This is a genomic window from Ruegeria sp. THAF57 (assembly GCF_903914075.1).
GTDB lineage: Bacteria > Pseudomonadota > Alphaproteobacteria > Rhodobacterales > Rhodobacteraceae > Ruegeria.
The window spans coordinates 633,420-648,050 of the sequence record NZ_CAIWNQ010000002.1 but is presented as its reverse complement, the minus strand read 5'-3'; the positions used below and the strand labels follow the sequence as shown (position 1 = coordinate 648,050).

16 protein-coding genes are annotated in these 14,631 nt (G+C 54.7%); 4 read left to right on the top strand and 12 right to left on the bottom strand.

Annotated elements, in window-relative coordinates; all coding sequences use genetic code 11:
* Nucleotides 1-196 precede the first annotated feature (196 nt).
* Nucleotides 197-538 carry a DUF2853 family protein gene (locus RUESEDTHA_RS07220; protein ID WP_180885659.1) on the bottom strand — a complete coding sequence of 114 codons (342 nt, stop codon included), beginning with the start codon at nucleotides 536-538 and terminating at the stop codon, nucleotides 197-199.
* A gap of 177 nt (nucleotides 539-715) precedes the next feature.
* Between RUESEDTHA_RS07220 and RUESEDTHA_RS07215 the strand changes: the two genes are divergently transcribed.
* A complete protein-coding gene (locus RUESEDTHA_RS07215; protein ID WP_180885657.1) occupies nucleotides 716-1,363 on the top strand; it encodes a DUF899 family protein in 648 nt (215 codons plus the stop codon).
* A 64-nt stretch (nucleotides 1,364-1,427) separates the two neighbouring features.
* Here the strand turns inward: RUESEDTHA_RS07215 and ahcY are convergent, their stop codons facing one another.
* Together ahcY and RUESEDTHA_RS07205 are read right to left on the bottom strand one after the other, a co-directional pair.
* Nucleotides 1,428-2,816, bottom strand: a complete 1,389-nt coding sequence (gene ahcY / locus RUESEDTHA_RS07210) for an adenosylhomocysteinase (protein WP_180885655.1) — start codon at nucleotides 2,814-2,816, stop codon at nucleotides 1,428-1,430.
* Between the two features lie 101 nt (nucleotides 2,817-2,917).
* A complete protein-coding gene (locus tag RUESEDTHA_RS07205; RefSeq protein WP_180885653.1) occupies nucleotides 2,918-3,238 on the bottom strand; it encodes a hypothetical protein in 321 nt (106 codons plus the stop codon).
* A 205-nt stretch (nucleotides 3,239-3,443) separates the two neighbouring features.
* On the opposite strand from RUESEDTHA_RS07205, the gene RUESEDTHA_RS07200 reads away from it, so the two are divergent.
* Nucleotides 3,444-4,037, top strand: coding sequence for an HD domain-containing protein (locus RUESEDTHA_RS07200; RefSeq protein ID WP_180885651.1), 594 nt, complete (start codon nucleotides 3,444-3,446; stop codon nucleotides 4,035-4,037).
* On the opposite strand, the gene RUESEDTHA_RS07195 is transcribed toward RUESEDTHA_RS07200, so the two are convergent.
* From RUESEDTHA_RS07195 to RUESEDTHA_RS07155, 9 genes are all read right to left on the bottom strand, one after another.
* A complete protein-coding gene (locus RUESEDTHA_RS07195) occupies nucleotides 4,034-4,405 on the bottom strand; it encodes a VOC family protein (RefSeq protein ID WP_171124018.1) in 372 nt (123 codons plus the stop codon). The genes RUESEDTHA_RS07200 and RUESEDTHA_RS07195 overlap by 4 nt on opposite strands.
* A gap of 87 nt (nucleotides 4,406-4,492) precedes the next feature.
* Nucleotides 4,493-5,047, bottom strand: coding sequence for an ActR/PrrA/RegA family redox response regulator transcription factor (locus tag RUESEDTHA_RS07190; protein ID WP_180885649.1), 555 nt, complete (start codon nucleotides 5,045-5,047; stop codon nucleotides 4,493-4,495).
* Nucleotides 5,048-5,460: 413 nt separating this feature from the next.
* Nucleotides 5,461-6,114 (bottom strand): TadE/TadG family type IV pilus assembly protein, encoded by a 654-nt coding sequence (locus RUESEDTHA_RS07185; protein ID WP_180885647.1) that lies wholly within the window; start codon nucleotides 6,112-6,114, stop codon nucleotides 5,461-5,463.
* A complete protein-coding gene (locus RUESEDTHA_RS07180) occupies nucleotides 6,101-6,715 on the bottom strand; it encodes a TadE/TadG family type IV pilus assembly protein (protein WP_180885645.1) in 615 nt (204 codons plus the stop codon). The genes RUESEDTHA_RS07185 and RUESEDTHA_RS07180 overlap by 14 nt, the downstream gene beginning before the upstream one ends.
* A 21-nt stretch (nucleotides 6,716-6,736) precedes the next feature.
* On the bottom strand, nucleotides 6,737-8,392 hold the full coding sequence (locus tag RUESEDTHA_RS07175) for a TadE/TadG family type IV pilus assembly protein (protein WP_180885643.1): 1,656 nt from the start codon (nucleotides 8,390-8,392) through the stop codon (nucleotides 6,737-6,739).
* A 407-nt stretch (nucleotides 8,393-8,799) separates the two neighbouring features.
* Nucleotides 8,800-9,174, bottom strand: coding sequence for a cupin domain-containing protein (locus RUESEDTHA_RS07170; RefSeq protein ID WP_180885641.1), 375 nt, complete (start codon nucleotides 9,172-9,174; stop codon nucleotides 8,800-8,802).
* Between the two features lie 95 nt (nucleotides 9,175-9,269).
* Nucleotides 9,270-9,782 (bottom strand): toxin-activating lysine-acyltransferase, encoded by a 513-nt coding sequence (locus RUESEDTHA_RS07165; protein ID WP_180885639.1) that lies wholly within the window; start codon nucleotides 9,780-9,782, stop codon nucleotides 9,270-9,272.
* A complete protein-coding gene (locus RUESEDTHA_RS07160) occupies nucleotides 9,779-10,744 on the bottom strand; it encodes a Hint domain-containing protein (protein ID WP_180885637.1) in 966 nt (321 codons plus the stop codon). The genes RUESEDTHA_RS07165 and RUESEDTHA_RS07160 overlap by 4 nt, the downstream gene beginning before the upstream one ends.
* Nucleotides 10,745-10,920: 176 nt before the next feature.
* Nucleotides 10,921-11,541: an SCO family protein gene (locus RUESEDTHA_RS07155; RefSeq protein ID WP_180885635.1), complete on the bottom strand. Its 621-nt coding sequence runs from the start codon at nucleotides 11,539-11,541 to the stop codon at nucleotides 10,921-10,923.
* A gap of 92 nt (nucleotides 11,542-11,633) precedes the next feature.
* On the opposite strand from RUESEDTHA_RS07155, the gene regB reads away from it, so the two are divergent.
* Together regB and RUESEDTHA_RS07145 are read left to right on the top strand one after the other, a co-directional pair.
* The gene (regB, locus tag RUESEDTHA_RS07150) at nucleotides 11,634-13,031 is read left to right on the top strand and encodes a sensor histidine kinase RegB (protein ID WP_180885633.1); all 1,398 of its coding nucleotides are present in this window, start codon (nucleotides 11,634-11,636) and stop codon (nucleotides 13,029-13,031) included.
* A 64-nt stretch (nucleotides 13,032-13,095) separates the two neighbouring features.
* Nucleotides 13,096-14,604, top strand: coding sequence for a PAS-domain containing protein (locus RUESEDTHA_RS07145; RefSeq protein WP_180885631.1), 1,509 nt, complete (start codon nucleotides 13,096-13,098; stop codon nucleotides 14,602-14,604).
* Nucleotides 14,605-14,631: the final 27 nt, after the last annotated feature.

Sequence of the window (14,631 nt, the reverse complement as noted above, 5' to 3'; positions counted from 1 at the left end):
GGGAAGGCTCTGACGGATGCAGAACCTTCCCTACCCCGCGTGCTCCCTACTCACCACACGCGTATGGAATTATCTGGTTCTGACCGTCCTGGTCACACCCTGACATTAGCCGAAGGCTCGGGTGCCGTTCAAACCTCAAGTATCTAAAATTTGAGTCGCCCTTTTAGTACGGCGGGCGCGACCGTGGCGCGGAAACTTATCCGTAAACCGACTCTTTCCCGAAATGTTTGGTCAGCATGTAGTAGACGACCGCGCGATACTTGTTGCGCTCGGACTGGCCATAGGTGTCCAGGGCCTTTTTGATCCCTTCCATCAGTTCCGGGCCATCGGACAATCCTAGTTTCTTGATCAAAAAGTTGTTCTTGACCGTTTCAAGCTCACCTTCCTGAGTGGCCGCAACCGTTGACGCATCAGCGTCATAAATCGCCGGCCCACAACCGATGGTGACTTTGGTCAGCAAATCCATATCCGCGTCCATGCCGCATTTGGATTTCAGGTCCTCTGCATACTTGGCAATCAGCTCATCGCGTTTTCCCATAGTCATCTCCTGAATTGGGTAGATTTGAAATTCCCCATCACCCCAATCACGGTAATGGTCATATGGAATTGAACAAAGGGAAAAATCACCGGCTTTCCCCGCAAAGAAAACCCGACCTTGATTTCAAGTCGCCCTTTATTTAACATTTGTGTTAAATTATTTTACCAGGAGGATGCCATGACCGTTTCCTTGCCCAATGAAAGCCCCGCATATCGTGAGGCGCGAAACCGACTGCTGGCCGCCGAAGTAGAATTGCGCGCCAAGATAGAAGACGTCGCCAATTTGCGCCGCCAACTTCCATCGGGTGGCCAGATTCCGCAGGACTACGCGTTCCGAAACCTTCAGGGCGATGATGCGCCTCTGTCCTCGCTCTTTGGTTCACATGATACGTTTGCAATTTATTCGCTGATGTACGGCCCAAACGCAGAGTTGCCCTGCCCGATGTGCTCGGCCTTTCTGGACGGCTTGAACGGGCAGATTGCACACCTTTCAAAGAAGATCAGCTTTGCCGTGGTTGCCCAGAATACGCCGGAAAAGCTAACAGCCCTACAAGCAAAGATGGGTTGGCATGACCTACCGCTATTGTCCGCGCTGGGCACCGAGTATCAGCGCGACTATCTCGCCGAAGCCGAAGACGGAAGCCAATTGCCCATCCTGAACGTCTTTCGACGTACACAGGACGGAATCTGCCATTTCTGGGGTTCCGAGCTTTTCTTCCAGCCCAGCGACTGGCACCCACGGCACATAGATGCCGCGTGGCCGCTTTGGAATATACTGGACCTGACGCCCGAAGGTCGCGGCGATTTCTTTCCGTCCTTGCGCTGAATATCAGTCACAAAAAAAACGGCGACCTGACGGGCCGCCGTTTCAGTTCCGTTTTTCGCCAAAATCAATAGCGATAATGTTCCGGCTTGTACGGGCCTTCGGGTTTTACACCGATATAGGCGGCCTGCTCGCTGTCCATCTGGGTCAGCTTCACGCCGATCCGGTCCAGATGCAGGCGGGCAACTTTTTCATCCAGGTGCTTGGGCAGGATGTAGACCTTGTTTTCGTACTCATCACCCTTAGTGAACAGTTCGATCTGGGCCAGCACCTGATTGGTGAAGGACGCTGACATCACGAACGAAGGGTGACCGGTGGCGTTGCCGAGGTTCAGCAGACGGCCTTCGGACAGCAGGATCAGACGATTGCCCGAAGGCATCTCGATCATGTCCACCTGTTCCTTAATGTTGGTCCATTTGTGGTTCTTCAGGCTGGCCACCTGAATTTCGTTGTCGAAGTGACCAATGTTGCCGACGATGGCCATGTCCTTCATCTCGCGCATATGCTCGATGCGGATCACGTCTTTGTTGCCAGTTGTGGTGATGAAGATATCCGCGCTGGCGACTTCGTCTTCCAGCAGGGTGACTTCGAACCCGTCCATTGCAGCTTGCAGCGCGCAGATCGGGTCAACTTCGGTCACTTTAACACGGGCACCCGCACCACGCAGCGAAGCCGCCGAGCCTTTGCCCACGTCGCCATAACCGCAGACAACGGCAACCTTACCGGCCATCATGGTGTCGGTGGCGCGGCGGATACCGTCGACCAGCGATTCCTTACAACCGTATTTGTTGTCAAACTTCGACTTGGTGACCGAGTCGTTCACGTTGATCGCCGGGAACGGCAGGTGGCCATCTTTGACCAGTTGATACAGACGGTTCACACCGGTGGTGGTTTCCTCGGACACGCCCTGGATCTGGTCGCGCATCTTGGTGAACCAGCCGGGGCTGACTGCCATGCGTTTGGCGATCTGTTTCTTGATCACCTCTTCCTCTTCCGAACCCGGAACAGGGATGATGTCTTCGCCGGCCTCAGCGCGTGCGCCCAACAGGATGTACAGCGTTGCGTCGCCGCCATCGTCAAGGATCATGTTGGGGCCTTCGTCGAACAAGAAGGACTTGTCCAGATAATCCCAATGCTCTTCCAGCGTCTGACCCTTGATGGCAAAAACGGGGATACCCGCCTCGGCGATCGCAGCAGCGGCGTGATCCTGGGTCGAGAAGATGTTGCATGACGCCCAGCGTACATCCGCGCCCAGCGCCACCAGCGTTTCAATCAGAACAGCGGTTTGGATGGTCATGTGCAGCGAGCCAACGATACGCGCACCAGACAAAGGTTTGCTGTCACCGTATTCCGTGCGCAGAGCCATCAGACCCGGCATCTCGGTTTCGGCAATATCCAGCTCTTTGCGGCCGAACCCGGCCAATGAAATGTCTTTGACGATATAGTCCCCGGCCATCAAGTACTCCATTCCGGTAAATCTTGGTCCGGATTGCCCCTAACATCCCTTTGGGGACGTGGCAACGCAGATGGCCGGAAACGGGATTATTAACGCCTAAATCAGCTTGGCGTGCCGTCTACCTTGATCTTGGGAATGGCTTCGAAAAAGTCGGTGCCAACAGAGACGATGCAACTGATACCATTTGCATGCGTCACCAGAACGGTAAAACTTCCCGTTTCCTCAGAGGTCCAGACCTCCATCACCGATTGCGAGCCGCGCGATTTCTGCAATCCGCCAAAGGCCAGCTGTTCCGAGTAGCTGTCTTGAAGCTTGGCGATCACGTGATCACGCTGTGCACAGGTGTTCTGCTGGGCAAATACAGGGGGTGCAGTGGCGGCCATTCCAAAAGCCAGTGCAATTCCAAACAAACGCTTGAACATAGCAAGCTCCTTTCGATACGTGTTACGATCGAGAGGGGCACACCGGGAGGAGCATGCGCCCCCCTCGGTACTAGATGTCGGTATCACCGCGCACTTGTTCAAAGCACGATCGCTCAAGAAAAAGTTGGCAGCTGGTGATCTTGACAGGTAAACCATACCACAAAAGTGCTGCGCAATCGCCGCTGTTGAAATCGGGCATGGTATAATGGCAACACAACCCAGAGCGTGGCAGAGAATGCTATCCGGTCGCAGGCTGGACCTGCTGGATCCGACGCCAGTTGACATTGAAATCGAAGATATCGCGCACGGCCTGGCGTTTGTGGCGCGCTGGAATGGTCAAACCGCAGGGGATTTTGCCTATTCGGTTGCCGAACATTCCCTACTGGTCGAGGCGCTTTTTCGCCGGATCGCCCCCAAAGCGCCCATTAAATGGCAGCTTGCCGCTTTGTTACATGATGCGCCTGAATATGTGATTGGGGACATGATTTCACCGGTCAAATCCGCGGTCGGCCCGGATTATGGCGCGCTGGACGATAGGCTGGCGGCGGCGATCCACATCCGGTTCGGACTGCCCGCCGCTGTGCCTAAAACGATCAAGCGGCAGATCAAGAAAGCCGACAAGATCAGCGCCTGGATGGAGGCCACGCAGATCGCCGGGTTTTCTGAGGCAGAGGCGACCAAGTTCTTTGGCCGCCCGGATAAGACCTTAATGGAGGGGCTGGAGATCGTCTTACGCCCGCCGGTAGAGGTGCGGCGGGCGTACACGGAACGGCACGCGGCCCTGCTACGTCAGCTTTAGCCGAAGACGAAGAAACACAGCTTGTTGCCATCCGGGTCACGGACATACGACCCGTAGAAACGGTCAGGCACACGCTGTCCAGGCTCGCCTTCGTCGGTTGCACCCAGGCTGATGGCCTTGTCGTACAATGCCTTGCTTTCCTCTTTGGACTGAGCGGCAAATGCGACCATACTGCCGTTGCCCACCGAACACTCGCCCCCGTCATAGGGCTCGCAAACGGCCAGCATCGGCTCACCGGGCTTGCTGCCAATAAAGGCGATGCGTCCCGCGTCGATAATCACCTTCGCGTCACGATCCGAGAAAAGGTCGGTATAGAATTTCTTTGCGCGCTCCATATCCGACACGCCGATGGTCACATAGCCGATCATTTGTAAGGTCCCTGTCTAGCAACTGATGTCCCAAAGCGAGAACTTTGCCAACGGGACGAAAGATAACAAGTCAAGAAACTGTGACCACTACCGCGGACTGCGCTTCGCCAGAATCCGCTGCAAAGTCCGGCGGTGCATGTTGAGGCGTCGGGCCGTTTCGCTGACATTTCGATCACACAGTTCATAAACCCTTTGAATATGCTCCCACCGTACGCGATCCGCGCTCATGGGGTTTTCGGGGGGCGGGGGCAGTTCGTCGCCCTTGGCCAGCAGTGCGTTGGTAATGTCAGTGGCGTCGGCGGGTTTCGACAGGTAGTCGGTCGCGCCAATTTTGACGGCGGCAACAGCCGTGGCAATGGCGCCGTAGCCGGTCAAAACCACAACGCGGCTGTCGGGGCGCTTTTCACGCAGCACTTCGACCACGTCTAGCCCATTGCCATCCTCAAGCCGCAAATCCACAACCGCATAGGCCGGTGGACGGGCGGTAGAAATTGCGCGGCCTGCGGCGACCGAGCCTGCGGTCTCAACCTCGAAACCGCGCTTTTCCATCGCCTTGGCGAGCCGTCTCAGAAATGGCTCGTCATCATCCACCAGAAGCAGGGATTTATCCGGGCCGATATCCAGGTTAGAGCTGTCCGCCATATTCCGTTCTTTCCGCTATTTCACGCCTTTGGCTAGTTTATGAGTAATAGCAGCGCCATGAGAAAGGTCAAACAGGCCTTGAGTAGTAGAGTCTCGCGGGTCTTCGTCGATAATCTCGGAAAGTCATCCGCCCCTTATCAATGGTTGATTTTGCTTCTGTCCACACGCCCGCAAAAGTTTTTTCGCGGAAATTCGAAAAGTAAAGCCAATACCCACCATGCGGTGAGCCAAGTGGCGCATGAGTATCCGATTTTTGTTTTGAAATCAGCGCGTCAGCGGGAGTTGACTTACTTGTATTCGTGTTTGCGCACTAAACGACCCGTTCGCCGGCAAGCCAAACAGCGGCGAACGCCCCCGTCGCATTGCGGCAATTCCACCTGCAAAGACGCGCGCAACTTTAAGTTTTCTGTGAGTCAGTTGTTAAAGCAATCTCTGACGATTGTGTTACCATCTGTGTCCAATGATCCGGTGTCAAACTTGATCTGCCCGGCAATCCGTGGACGGGTAAACGCGACGGTCTCATAGGTTTGGGGCGACATAATGAAGTCGCCGAACAAGGGCGTATAATCCAAAAACGCCTCGGTCATAAGAAGCGTGTCGCCTTCCGAAAAGAGTGGCGTTTGCGCTTCGTAACTCGCGATCTGATCATTGGTCAGGGCTGACAATCCCGAAGAAGGATACGACCAGCAGAACTCGAGCACACGCTGCGCCTCATCGTCACAATCCGCCGTGCATTCAATCGTTGAAATCCGCAATTCGGTAGGATGTTGCGGTCCCACGATATACCGGAAAACGCTGTTCAAACCATCAAAGTAGTCTGCATCGATAAAGGTGTCTTCGCGGCTGACCATGTCGGAAACCGTATAGGTTGCCTTGGAGCGCAAATAAGACATGCGAACTGCATCCTGCACCACCAACGCACCCGTCGTCAGCAAGATCAAAATGGGCAAGGCAAACCCCATTTCAACAAGGGCCGCACCGCTTGTATCGCGTGCAAAACGGCCTATTGAGCGCCGTAACATGGACTGAAACTCGTTATACAAAACAAACATATCAAAATGGCTCATTCACAAAGGCTGACCGGGAAATAAGAGCGAAATTCCCCAGGTCATCATAGCGCCGAAGAGATGCAAGCATCGGCATTGGTGGGAACAGTGACCTCTGGATCAGGCACGCGCGGGCGATCATCAACTGGTTTTCATTCCCTTCCGCGAAATCGATCGGTGGCTCATATCCATCCGGTGGCGATGTATTCAGGCAATTCGCACGGCCATTTAGGTTAAATTCCCAATCAGACTTCTCGACCTGGCGCACTTCCAGCAGCAAATTCTCGTCGCAATCCCACAAGGACACTTGCGCCAAAGACTTTGCACAAATTGCGGTCTTTACCTTTTCGTGGGTTGGTTCACTGATCAGACCCAGCCGTAGCTCGCGGAAGGTTTCATCCGTTGCGCGATCCAACGCAACTTGGCGCACGATCAAGTAACTGAATTCAAGCGTTATGAACAGAAACAGCAGAAGCAACGGTAGGCAAACAGAGAATTCGACCAGTGTCGTACCGTTTTCGTCCTGCCACCAGCGACGCGCGCGCCGGACCAAGCCGTGAATTTTACCGTCGCGCCTTGCTAGCGTTTTGGCTGAATCGGGTTTTGTCAGGTATCGCGTCATCAGATCAAATCCCCAGCCGGATTACTGCGTAAGCCGCAGCTTGTTGATTTGACGAGCGATCGACGCAAAGGCTTCTTCGATATCCAATCCGTTGACGTCGTAGAAATACGCGGGTGAAGATGCGCAATCAGCTAATGTAGCGTCACCCTGACCGTACGTATCCATTCCGATCGTAAAGACGATCACGTCATTATCCTTGGCAGCTTGGCAGATGGCAGAGGTACGGTTGTTTTTCCACGTACCCGTACGGGTCCGTACGATCCGGTTATAGTGACCATTTGCGCTGCGGCTAGTGTCCGCTTCCGAAAGGATGCTGTCCACGAACCTGTCCACTGGCATATCGGCCCAAACCTCTGGCCATGTCATTTGTACCGCGCCATTACCAGGTGTAAAACTCCAGTAATCGCCCGAAACCCTATAGAAATCCCGACCCGTACCACTGCGGTTCCGATAGTAGCTATAATTGTTCGTGCCCGGCAAACGGAACAGAGGCGAGTTGCCTTCGCGATACGGCGGTCTGATATCGAAGTTCTGAGTATTCGCGCCATCAGACATCACGATCAGGTATTTCAAGGCATCAGGGTTATTGAAATCATAGGGCATGCCGCGTCCGGCAGGGCCCGACAAATGCTCATACCCTGGTGTCCCGGACAAAGCAGACAAAACAGGCCGCAGAGACGGGTCCAACATGGCCGCGCCCCATTTGGCCGCCATTTCGATTGATGTATAGCCATATGGCTGCATCGCCCGGATACGAGCTTTTAGAACTTCCGGGTCTTCGGACCATGCAACGATGTCGCGGCGCGCTGAATCCGTCGGGCAAACCGTGTTGTATGTATTCAGATCCCATCCGGTGCTGGAGGGGTCGTGATGCGCCGTCCGGTTCAGCAACGTGTTCGTCGGAACGGCCGTCGTGGTGTAGTCGGCGGTGGAATTGAACGTTACGCAATGCGATGTCGAATGTTCAGCCGACACCGTGAAGTTGTTCAGCAAATCCTCACCCACAGAGACCTGTGTGGCAAATGGAATAAGGGATATCGTTGTCGTGCCCGGCTGTCCGGGTTTCGGTTGCACCGCATCGACGAAAGCTTCGGCTGCAGGAATAAGCAAGTCCATGCGCGACGGGTTGGCCGCGGGTCCACTGGTCGATCCGGGTGCCCAGGACATGGAACCGGAATTATCAAGTGCAACTGCAATTTCAAGATCACGACGAGATTCGGTTGCGGCGCCAACAACCGGCACATCCCAACCGGTGCGCCCAGCCAACCTGGTCAGCAAAGCTGGAACAAAGGCATCAGATTCAACAGACACCGTTCTTTCGGTCGCGGTGTTTACGACTGTGACGTTCCGAAGATTATCGGCTAATCCCGCTTTTGCAAAAAAGTCGTTTACCACATCCTCAGGTTCCAGAACCTGTTCAAGGTCCGCTGACGCAAGACTGGCCGAATCCGACGTGTTTTGAAGCTTGACCCGAATGTCTTCCGTCAGCGCAAGCTCCATTGCAAGCCCGATGAACACCATCATGGGGACAAGGAATATCGCTAGCAGGATAAGAACCGCGCCCCTCGACTCGTCACGGAACCGCGAGAACAAATCACCGGCGCTATTTTTTTCCGAGCAGTTTTCTGTTGATTTAGACTCGGAGTTGGAGTCTTTGGGCATCTGAATATACGTCATAACCATTTTCAACACTCACAAACTCTGGGCGCATTCACACGAATTGGTGAAGCCAGAACACTGATAAATCTTCGATTCGTTACTGCAAAGTTACCCGAAAATGAACTGGAACAGAACGAAGTTAGACAGATTGTGAACACAATTTCGCCATTTAGTCAAAATTCTGCACAGGATAAGTAAGTCCACGCGAATTGACATTACCTTCCTAGACCTGGATAATTTCAGTGTTTTCATCGACTTAATAAGTGAACGGTGCGAATGGGCAAACCTGAAAGCACACTTAGAACCTGCATAGGCTGACAGGAACGCTGCCCCTCCCAAGTGGGCTTTATTAGCGCCTAATCTCAATCCGATAGGCCCAATGTCACCTTACTGTTGCCAGTTTGGCCCCTTAGCGGGCACACAAATTATTGGTAACCATCCCGCTTTTGCCCAAAGAAAACCTTCGTGATCTCTTCTATGACATTCCATTCCACGCGACTGCCATCGCGGATGAAAAGGCTATCTCTGGTGCACAGGGTGCTGACCTCACCTGTGGTCTTGTCCGTCAACTGGCATTTGCCCGACAAAATGGTCATCAATTCATCACCCTGTTCGGTGCACTCGAACACGCCGGGCGTACAGCGCCAAATACCGACACGCATTGTGTGGCCTGATCCACCAGCATCCATGCGTCCGAATACAGTGGGCGATCCCGACTTGATGACATAGTCGCTTTCGGGGTTGTCGAAAGGCCAGGGCTCAAGCGACCCGACATCTTCACCTGGTTTATATTCAATCATGCTGAATTCCGGTTTCCGAGTGTGTCTTTTCTGGTGTCAGGGGCCTTCGTTGTCTGTTGGCGTTTGGCGTTATCAACCAATCCCATTTCGAAAAGTCAGACGAAATCCTGTTCGGTCAAAATACGCTGCTTTCGATCCTCGCGGCCAAAGTCGATGTCTACAATCTTGCGGTTCCTGTCTTCGGTCTGATGTCGACAGAAACGAAACCCTTCATCGCTGACATTTCCCGGGACCATGGCCCAGCTCCATATGCTTGGCATCAGCTTGCGGTATGGGGCAATCAGATCAATCACCCACATCCGCCCACCATCCGACTTCCAATCATCCGGCATCAGCGGTTCGCCCCGAATGTGTTTCTTTTCCGCGTCTTCCGACAGAAAGGCCCAGGTAAAGATCGCACGGGGAACCTCATCGAACCGGAAAATTCTGTACTGACCCAGTACAAGCGGCGGTTCAAACGCCAGCCTCAGGTTCGCGACACTCATCCGATTGTGATAGCTGCTGCGAAAGGCCAGAAACATGGCGTCGCCATAAGCGCGCAAAAGTTTCGGGTCGGGTGCCTCTTCCCGCGGAAGAGGTTTGCCAGAGGCATCGAGGATCTGTTTCATGCCACTTTCGAAGATTTACTGAGCAAGGCCGCTTCCCACGGCTTAAGGCCGGGCAACGCTGAGGGGCCAAATTCATTGGCGTTGGACCTAAGGCCGGGAAAAATCTCGTACAGCTCATTGGCGGCATCCCGGTCAATTCCGTCCAGGCTGGTCGGGCCGGGGTGAAAGCTTTCGGTTGCAAGCCCGTTGGTCATGATGACTTCGTGCTGATCGAACGCCAGATGGAAGTATTCGACCTCGGATACCGAACGATCGACGGTTATGGTTGAATCATTCAGCAGGCCTTTAGCGGGGGCCAGAACTGCCGGATGCCCGAACAACATCTCTGCCAAGGGTTCCTGAACCTGAATTCGGTGCTGAGGCGAAACCAAAAGATCGGTACTAGGCGCATCGCGACCAAAGGCGTTGCCCTGTATCCTTACTGGAAACAGGCTATCGTTCCGGTCCAGTTCGGCCGCGTCAATGCAGCGGCTGCCAATCCAACGAACTTGTTCCGTCCGGCCATCCGCCGTCAGAACGTCGTCCCCGATCAGCAAATCCTCAACCGGACGCTCGCCAGCCGGAGTCGAAATCAGCGTGCCTCGGGTCACGCAGATGAGCAGGTTGATTACAACGGTGTCTGTATCACTGCTGCCCAAAGTACCGGTGGCTGTAACTGTGAAGCTTACAACCTGATCAGACCCGGATGCAATTACTGCAGCCCGGTCGATTATGAAGGTGAATTCCCCGGTGTCCTCATCAGTAACCAGTTGACCATACGGGGTTACAAGTGAACTAAAAACATAGCCGCCAGCCGGATCAGATCCCCCATCCCCCATGCGATCGTTGTCCAGATCAAAGTCACCAGTGACCGTTGTAACAGTGGGGTCACTTAAATCAGCGGAGGTTGTCCAGATATCCAGATTCTCTGTGCCGCTACCGGTGAACCCTGTCACCTCGCTGATATTTATTACAAAACCCATATCACTACATTTCCCGATCAGCCGTCACGTTCGGTTCGGCAAGTCACTCGTTCTTAGACTAATACAATATTCGTCGCACAGTAGGGCGACTGTCAATCAAGCAAGCAACCATGCGTGTTTTTTATGCGAATATGTGCATGTAGAGACAGCAAATTCCAACGGCGCAGAGTCGTCGGCTATAGCTGGTCCAGAAAGCAGCCAACCTTATCCGCCATTTGTTCAGCCGTATCGTTGCGGTTAAAGAACTCGATAAATCCGTCTTCCGGCGTCACCAGATAGGTAAAGGTCGAGTGGTCGACCAAATAAAACTCATCACTCTTGTCGTGCGCCTTGTAATAGGTCTTGTAAGCTTGGCTGGCCGCCTTGACCTGCTCAGGCGATCCGGTCAGCGCGATGGTTTTTCCGCCAAGATTGAACGCATAGTCGCTCATCACTTCGGGCGTGTCGCGATCCGGATCAATTGAAATGAACAACGGCGTCACCGACTGGCCGCGTTCGGCCAGAATGTCGACGGCTTCGGCATTGCGTGACATGTCAAAAGGACAGACATCCGGGCAGAAAGTGTAGCCGAAATAAACCAGCGTGGGCTCGGTGATCACGTCCGTGTCAGTAACCGTTTCACCCGCACCGTTGATCAACTCGAACGGTCCGCCGATTGCTGCCGACCCGCCGGCGATCTGGCTGGAACGGCATTGAGCAAACTTGTCATCCGATCCGCCACCCCTTGTCAGCAGCCACATGGCACCAACGCCTATGGCCAGAACCACGGTTGCAAGAATGGCATACAGACGGATCATGGCGGGCTTCCTGAAAGAGAAGGGGTTGTTGATCGTTTCGGCCGGGACACCTATCAAGATGAACAGCCTATGCAACAGGACATAATGGACCAATGGCAAATTCCAACATCACATTATGGCGCGGTCAGGAACGCAGCAGTTGGATTCGCCTGCGTACCCTTATTCTGTTGCGATGGGTCGCCATTATCGGCCAGTTCACCGCCATTACGGTGGCGCAGCAGTATTTCGACCTGCAGCTTGAGCTGACGCTGTGCTATCTCGCCATTGGCGTGTCGGTTCTGGGCAACATGACCGCGATATTGCTGTTCCCGCAAAACAAGCGTCTGACCGAGTTCGAGAACTTCCTGATGGTGCTGTTCGACCTGATGCAATTGGCGATCCTGCTGTATCTGACAGGCGGTTTGAACAACCCCTTCGCCTTGCTGCTTTTGGGCCCGGTGACGATCTCGGCCAATGTAATGAGCACCCGCTCGACCCTGATCGTGGGGGCGGTGGCCATTACGCTGACCTCGCTGCTGGCCGAGTTCCACCTGCCACTGCGCACAGAAACCGGGCAGGTGCTTGAAATCCCCGACATGCTGCTGTTCGGCAACTGGGCTGCGGTTGTGATCGCCATTGTCTTTATTGGTGCCTATTCCCACCGCGTCAGTTCCGAGGTGCAATCCATGTCCGAGGCGCTAGCCGCAACCCATATGGCACTGGCACGGGAACAAAAGCTGACTGATCTGGGCGGTGTTGTCGCCGCCGCCGCGCACGAGTTGGGTACGCCTCTGGCCACGATCAAGCTGACCAGTTCGGAACTGATCGAGGAACTGGATGACCGCCCCGATCTGAAGGACGACGCCGCCCTGATCCGCGAGCAGGCCAATCGCTGCAGGGACATCCTGCGGGACATGGGACGCGCGGGCAAAGATGACCTGCATCTTCGGCAGGCACCTTTGTCCACCGTCATTCACGAAGCCGCCGAACCCCATATCAACCGCGGCAAGATCGTTCATTTCGCTGAAGGCCCCGCGGGCGAAGGCGACGTCCAGCAGCCGTCAATCCTGCGAAAACCCGAGATCGTCCACGGGCTGAGAAACCTGATCCAGAATGCCGTGGATTTTTCTCGGGCAAATGTCTGGGTCGAGGCCGAATGGACACCCGATCAGATCTCGATCGGTATCATGGATGATGGGCGCGGCTATCCTTCACACATGATCGGCCGAATCGGGGACCCTTTCATGCGCCGTCGCCGCGCCGAGACCGAACAACGCGCGCGGCCAGAATACGAAGGCATGGGCCTCGGTCTGTTCATCGCCAAAACCCTGCTAGAGCGAAGCGGCGCTGAACTGGAATTCGCCAACGGCTCGGATCCCTATCAGAATCTGTCCGGCAATCCCGAACACCGGGGCGCGATCGTCAAAGTCGCGTGGCCCCGCAAACTGGTGGACGCCCAGATCGGTGACACGCCCGTCCCGTCCGGTGCAAACCAGCGCTTTCAGATCTGAATTAAGACCCCGTTAACCAATGGTAACCATAATCTGGAACAGTCATTTCTGTTGCGGAGCGTCCATGGTCGACTGGATCATTCTGGCCATTATCAGCCTGGTTTCTGCCAGTGCCGCTGTCCATTGGTTGTTACCTCGCCGCAGACACCGCGGAGACAACTTTGGTCTTTCGTCGCCATCTTCCGTGTTTGACACGGTCTTTCTGTTCGACGGAGACCGCCTGATCAGCCATTCCGATATAGCGCTGGACGGATTTGAAGAGGTCCGGCAATGGCCCGACCTGCGCCGCCTGTTGAAACGGGACTTTCCAACCTTTCCCGAAACCCCGGACCCAATTCAAAAGGAAGGAAATCTGGTTGTCCCGGCAATTGATTGCACCGTTAATCGCGATGTTCTGTGTGAGTGGATCGACGGTATCGTCAGGGTTCAGTTGCGCGACGACGCCGAACGCCCGGAAACCATTCACCGGGATGCAAGCGATCCCATCCGTCAGGCAATGGATCGGGCGCCCTACCCGGTCTGGCTGTTGGATCATCAGGACAATGTACGGTGGTGCAATGCGGCCTATATTTCGTTGGTGCGCAAGGTGCGCGGCCCCGATACCGATCTCACGGCGTCGCTGTTTCCCGGATCAGACGAAGACACGCGACTAAGCGCGAAGACACGGGTTTCAATCTCACCCGAGGAAAGTGAAAACAAGCTGTGGTTTGACCTGACCCTTGTCGGCCACCCCGAGGGGCACCTGTGCTATGCGGTGGACATCAACGCAATTGTTGATGCTGAGACAGCCCAGCGCAAATTCGTACAAACCATGACCAAAACATTTGCCCAGCTTTCAATCGGGTTGGCGATATTTGATCGCAACCGTCAATTGGCGTTGTTCAATCCGGCCCTGATCGACCTGACCACCCTGCCCCCCGATTTTCTGAGTTGCCGCCCGAGCCTGTCCAGCTTTTTTGACAGGCTGCGCGACCAGCACATGATGCCCGAGCCCAAGAACTACCGGACGTGGCGCAGTCAGATGAACGATCTTCTTGAGGCAGCCGAAGACGGAAATTACCAAGAGACATGGTCATTGCCGTCAGGCTCTGTCTACTCGGTCAGCGGACGCCCGCACCCGGATGGGGCCGTGGCCTTCTTGTTCGAAGATATCACGGCCGAGATCACGTTGACCCGACGCTTCCGCTCGGAAATGGACCTGATGCAATCCATTCTGGACAAACTGGCCGACGCGATCGCCGTGTTTGGCGATGACGGAACATTGGCCTTTACCAACTATGCTTACCAAAGGCTTTGGGGGGAAAGTTCGGATATCGGGTTTGACTCGGATTCTGTGTTGGAAGTGACGCGCGGATGGCAGACACAATGCGCCGCAACGCCCATACTGGGTGAAATTCGCGAATTCGTCGAAATGCGCGACAACCGCGCCGAATGGAGTGGTGATTTGAGGATGCGTGACGGCACTTCATTGACCTGCATTGTCAGCCCTTTGCACAACGGTGCCACAATCATACGTTTTTCCACGGATGCCCAGGTTATCCGTCCAGCCGAGATACAACAGTTCAGCGCCTGAACCGGGTTGCAGCCAACCGGACACAGG

Bases quoted from the DNA above. Each gene is read 5' to 3' on its own strand.
- RUESEDTHA_RS07220 (WP_180885659.1), bottom strand. From the start codon at position 538: ATGGGAAAACGCGATGAGCTGATTGCCAAGTATGCAGAGGACCTGAAA.
- RUESEDTHA_RS07215 (WP_180885657.1), top strand. From the start codon at position 716: ATGACCGTTTCCTTGCCCAATGAAAGCCCCGCATATCGTGAGGCGCGA.
- ahcY (WP_180885655.1), bottom strand. From the start codon at position 2,816: ATGGCCGGGGACTATATCGTCAAAGACATTTCATTGGCCGGGTTCGGC.
- RUESEDTHA_RS07205 (WP_180885653.1), bottom strand. From the start codon at position 3,238: ATGTTCAAGCGTTTGTTTGGAATTGCACTGGCTTTTGGAATGGCCGCC.
- RUESEDTHA_RS07200 (WP_180885651.1), top strand. From the start codon at position 3,444: ATGGCAACACAACCCAGAGCGTGGCAGAGAATGCTATCCGGTCGCAGG.
- RUESEDTHA_RS07195 (WP_171124018.1), bottom strand. From the start codon at position 4,405: ATGATCGGCTATGTGACCATCGGCGTGTCGGATATGGAGCGCGCAAAG.
- RUESEDTHA_RS07190 (WP_180885649.1), bottom strand. From the start codon at position 5,047: ATGGCGGACAGCTCTAACCTGGATATCGGCCCGGATAAATCCCTGCTT.
- RUESEDTHA_RS07185 (WP_180885647.1), bottom strand. From the start codon at position 6,114: ATGAGCCATTTTGATATGTTTGTTTTGTATAACGAGTTTCAGTCCATG.
- RUESEDTHA_RS07180 (WP_180885645.1), bottom strand. From the start codon at position 6,715: ATGACGCGATACCTGACAAAACCCGATTCAGCCAAAACGCTAGCAAGG.
- RUESEDTHA_RS07175 (WP_180885643.1), bottom strand. From the start codon at position 8,392: ATGACGTATATTCAGATGCCCAAAGACTCCAACTCCGAGTCTAAATCA.
- RUESEDTHA_RS07170 (WP_180885641.1), bottom strand. From the start codon at position 9,174: ATGATTGAATATAAACCAGGTGAAGATGTCGGGTCGCTTGAGCCCTGG.
- RUESEDTHA_RS07165 (WP_180885639.1), bottom strand. From the start codon at position 9,782: ATGAAACAGATCCTCGATGCCTCTGGCAAACCTCTTCCGCGGGAAGAG.
- RUESEDTHA_RS07160 (WP_180885637.1), bottom strand. From the start codon at position 10,744: ATGGGTTTTGTAATAAATATCAGCGAGGTGACAGGGTTCACCGGTAGC.
- RUESEDTHA_RS07155 (WP_180885635.1), bottom strand. From the start codon at position 11,541: ATGATCCGTCTGTATGCCATTCTTGCAACCGTGGTTCTGGCCATAGGC.
- regB (WP_180885633.1), top strand. From the start codon at position 11,634: ATGGCAAATTCCAACATCACATTATGGCGCGGTCAGGAACGCAGCAGT.
- RUESEDTHA_RS07145 (WP_180885631.1), top strand. From the start codon at position 13,096: ATGGTCGACTGGATCATTCTGGCCATTATCAGCCTGGTTTCTGCCAGT.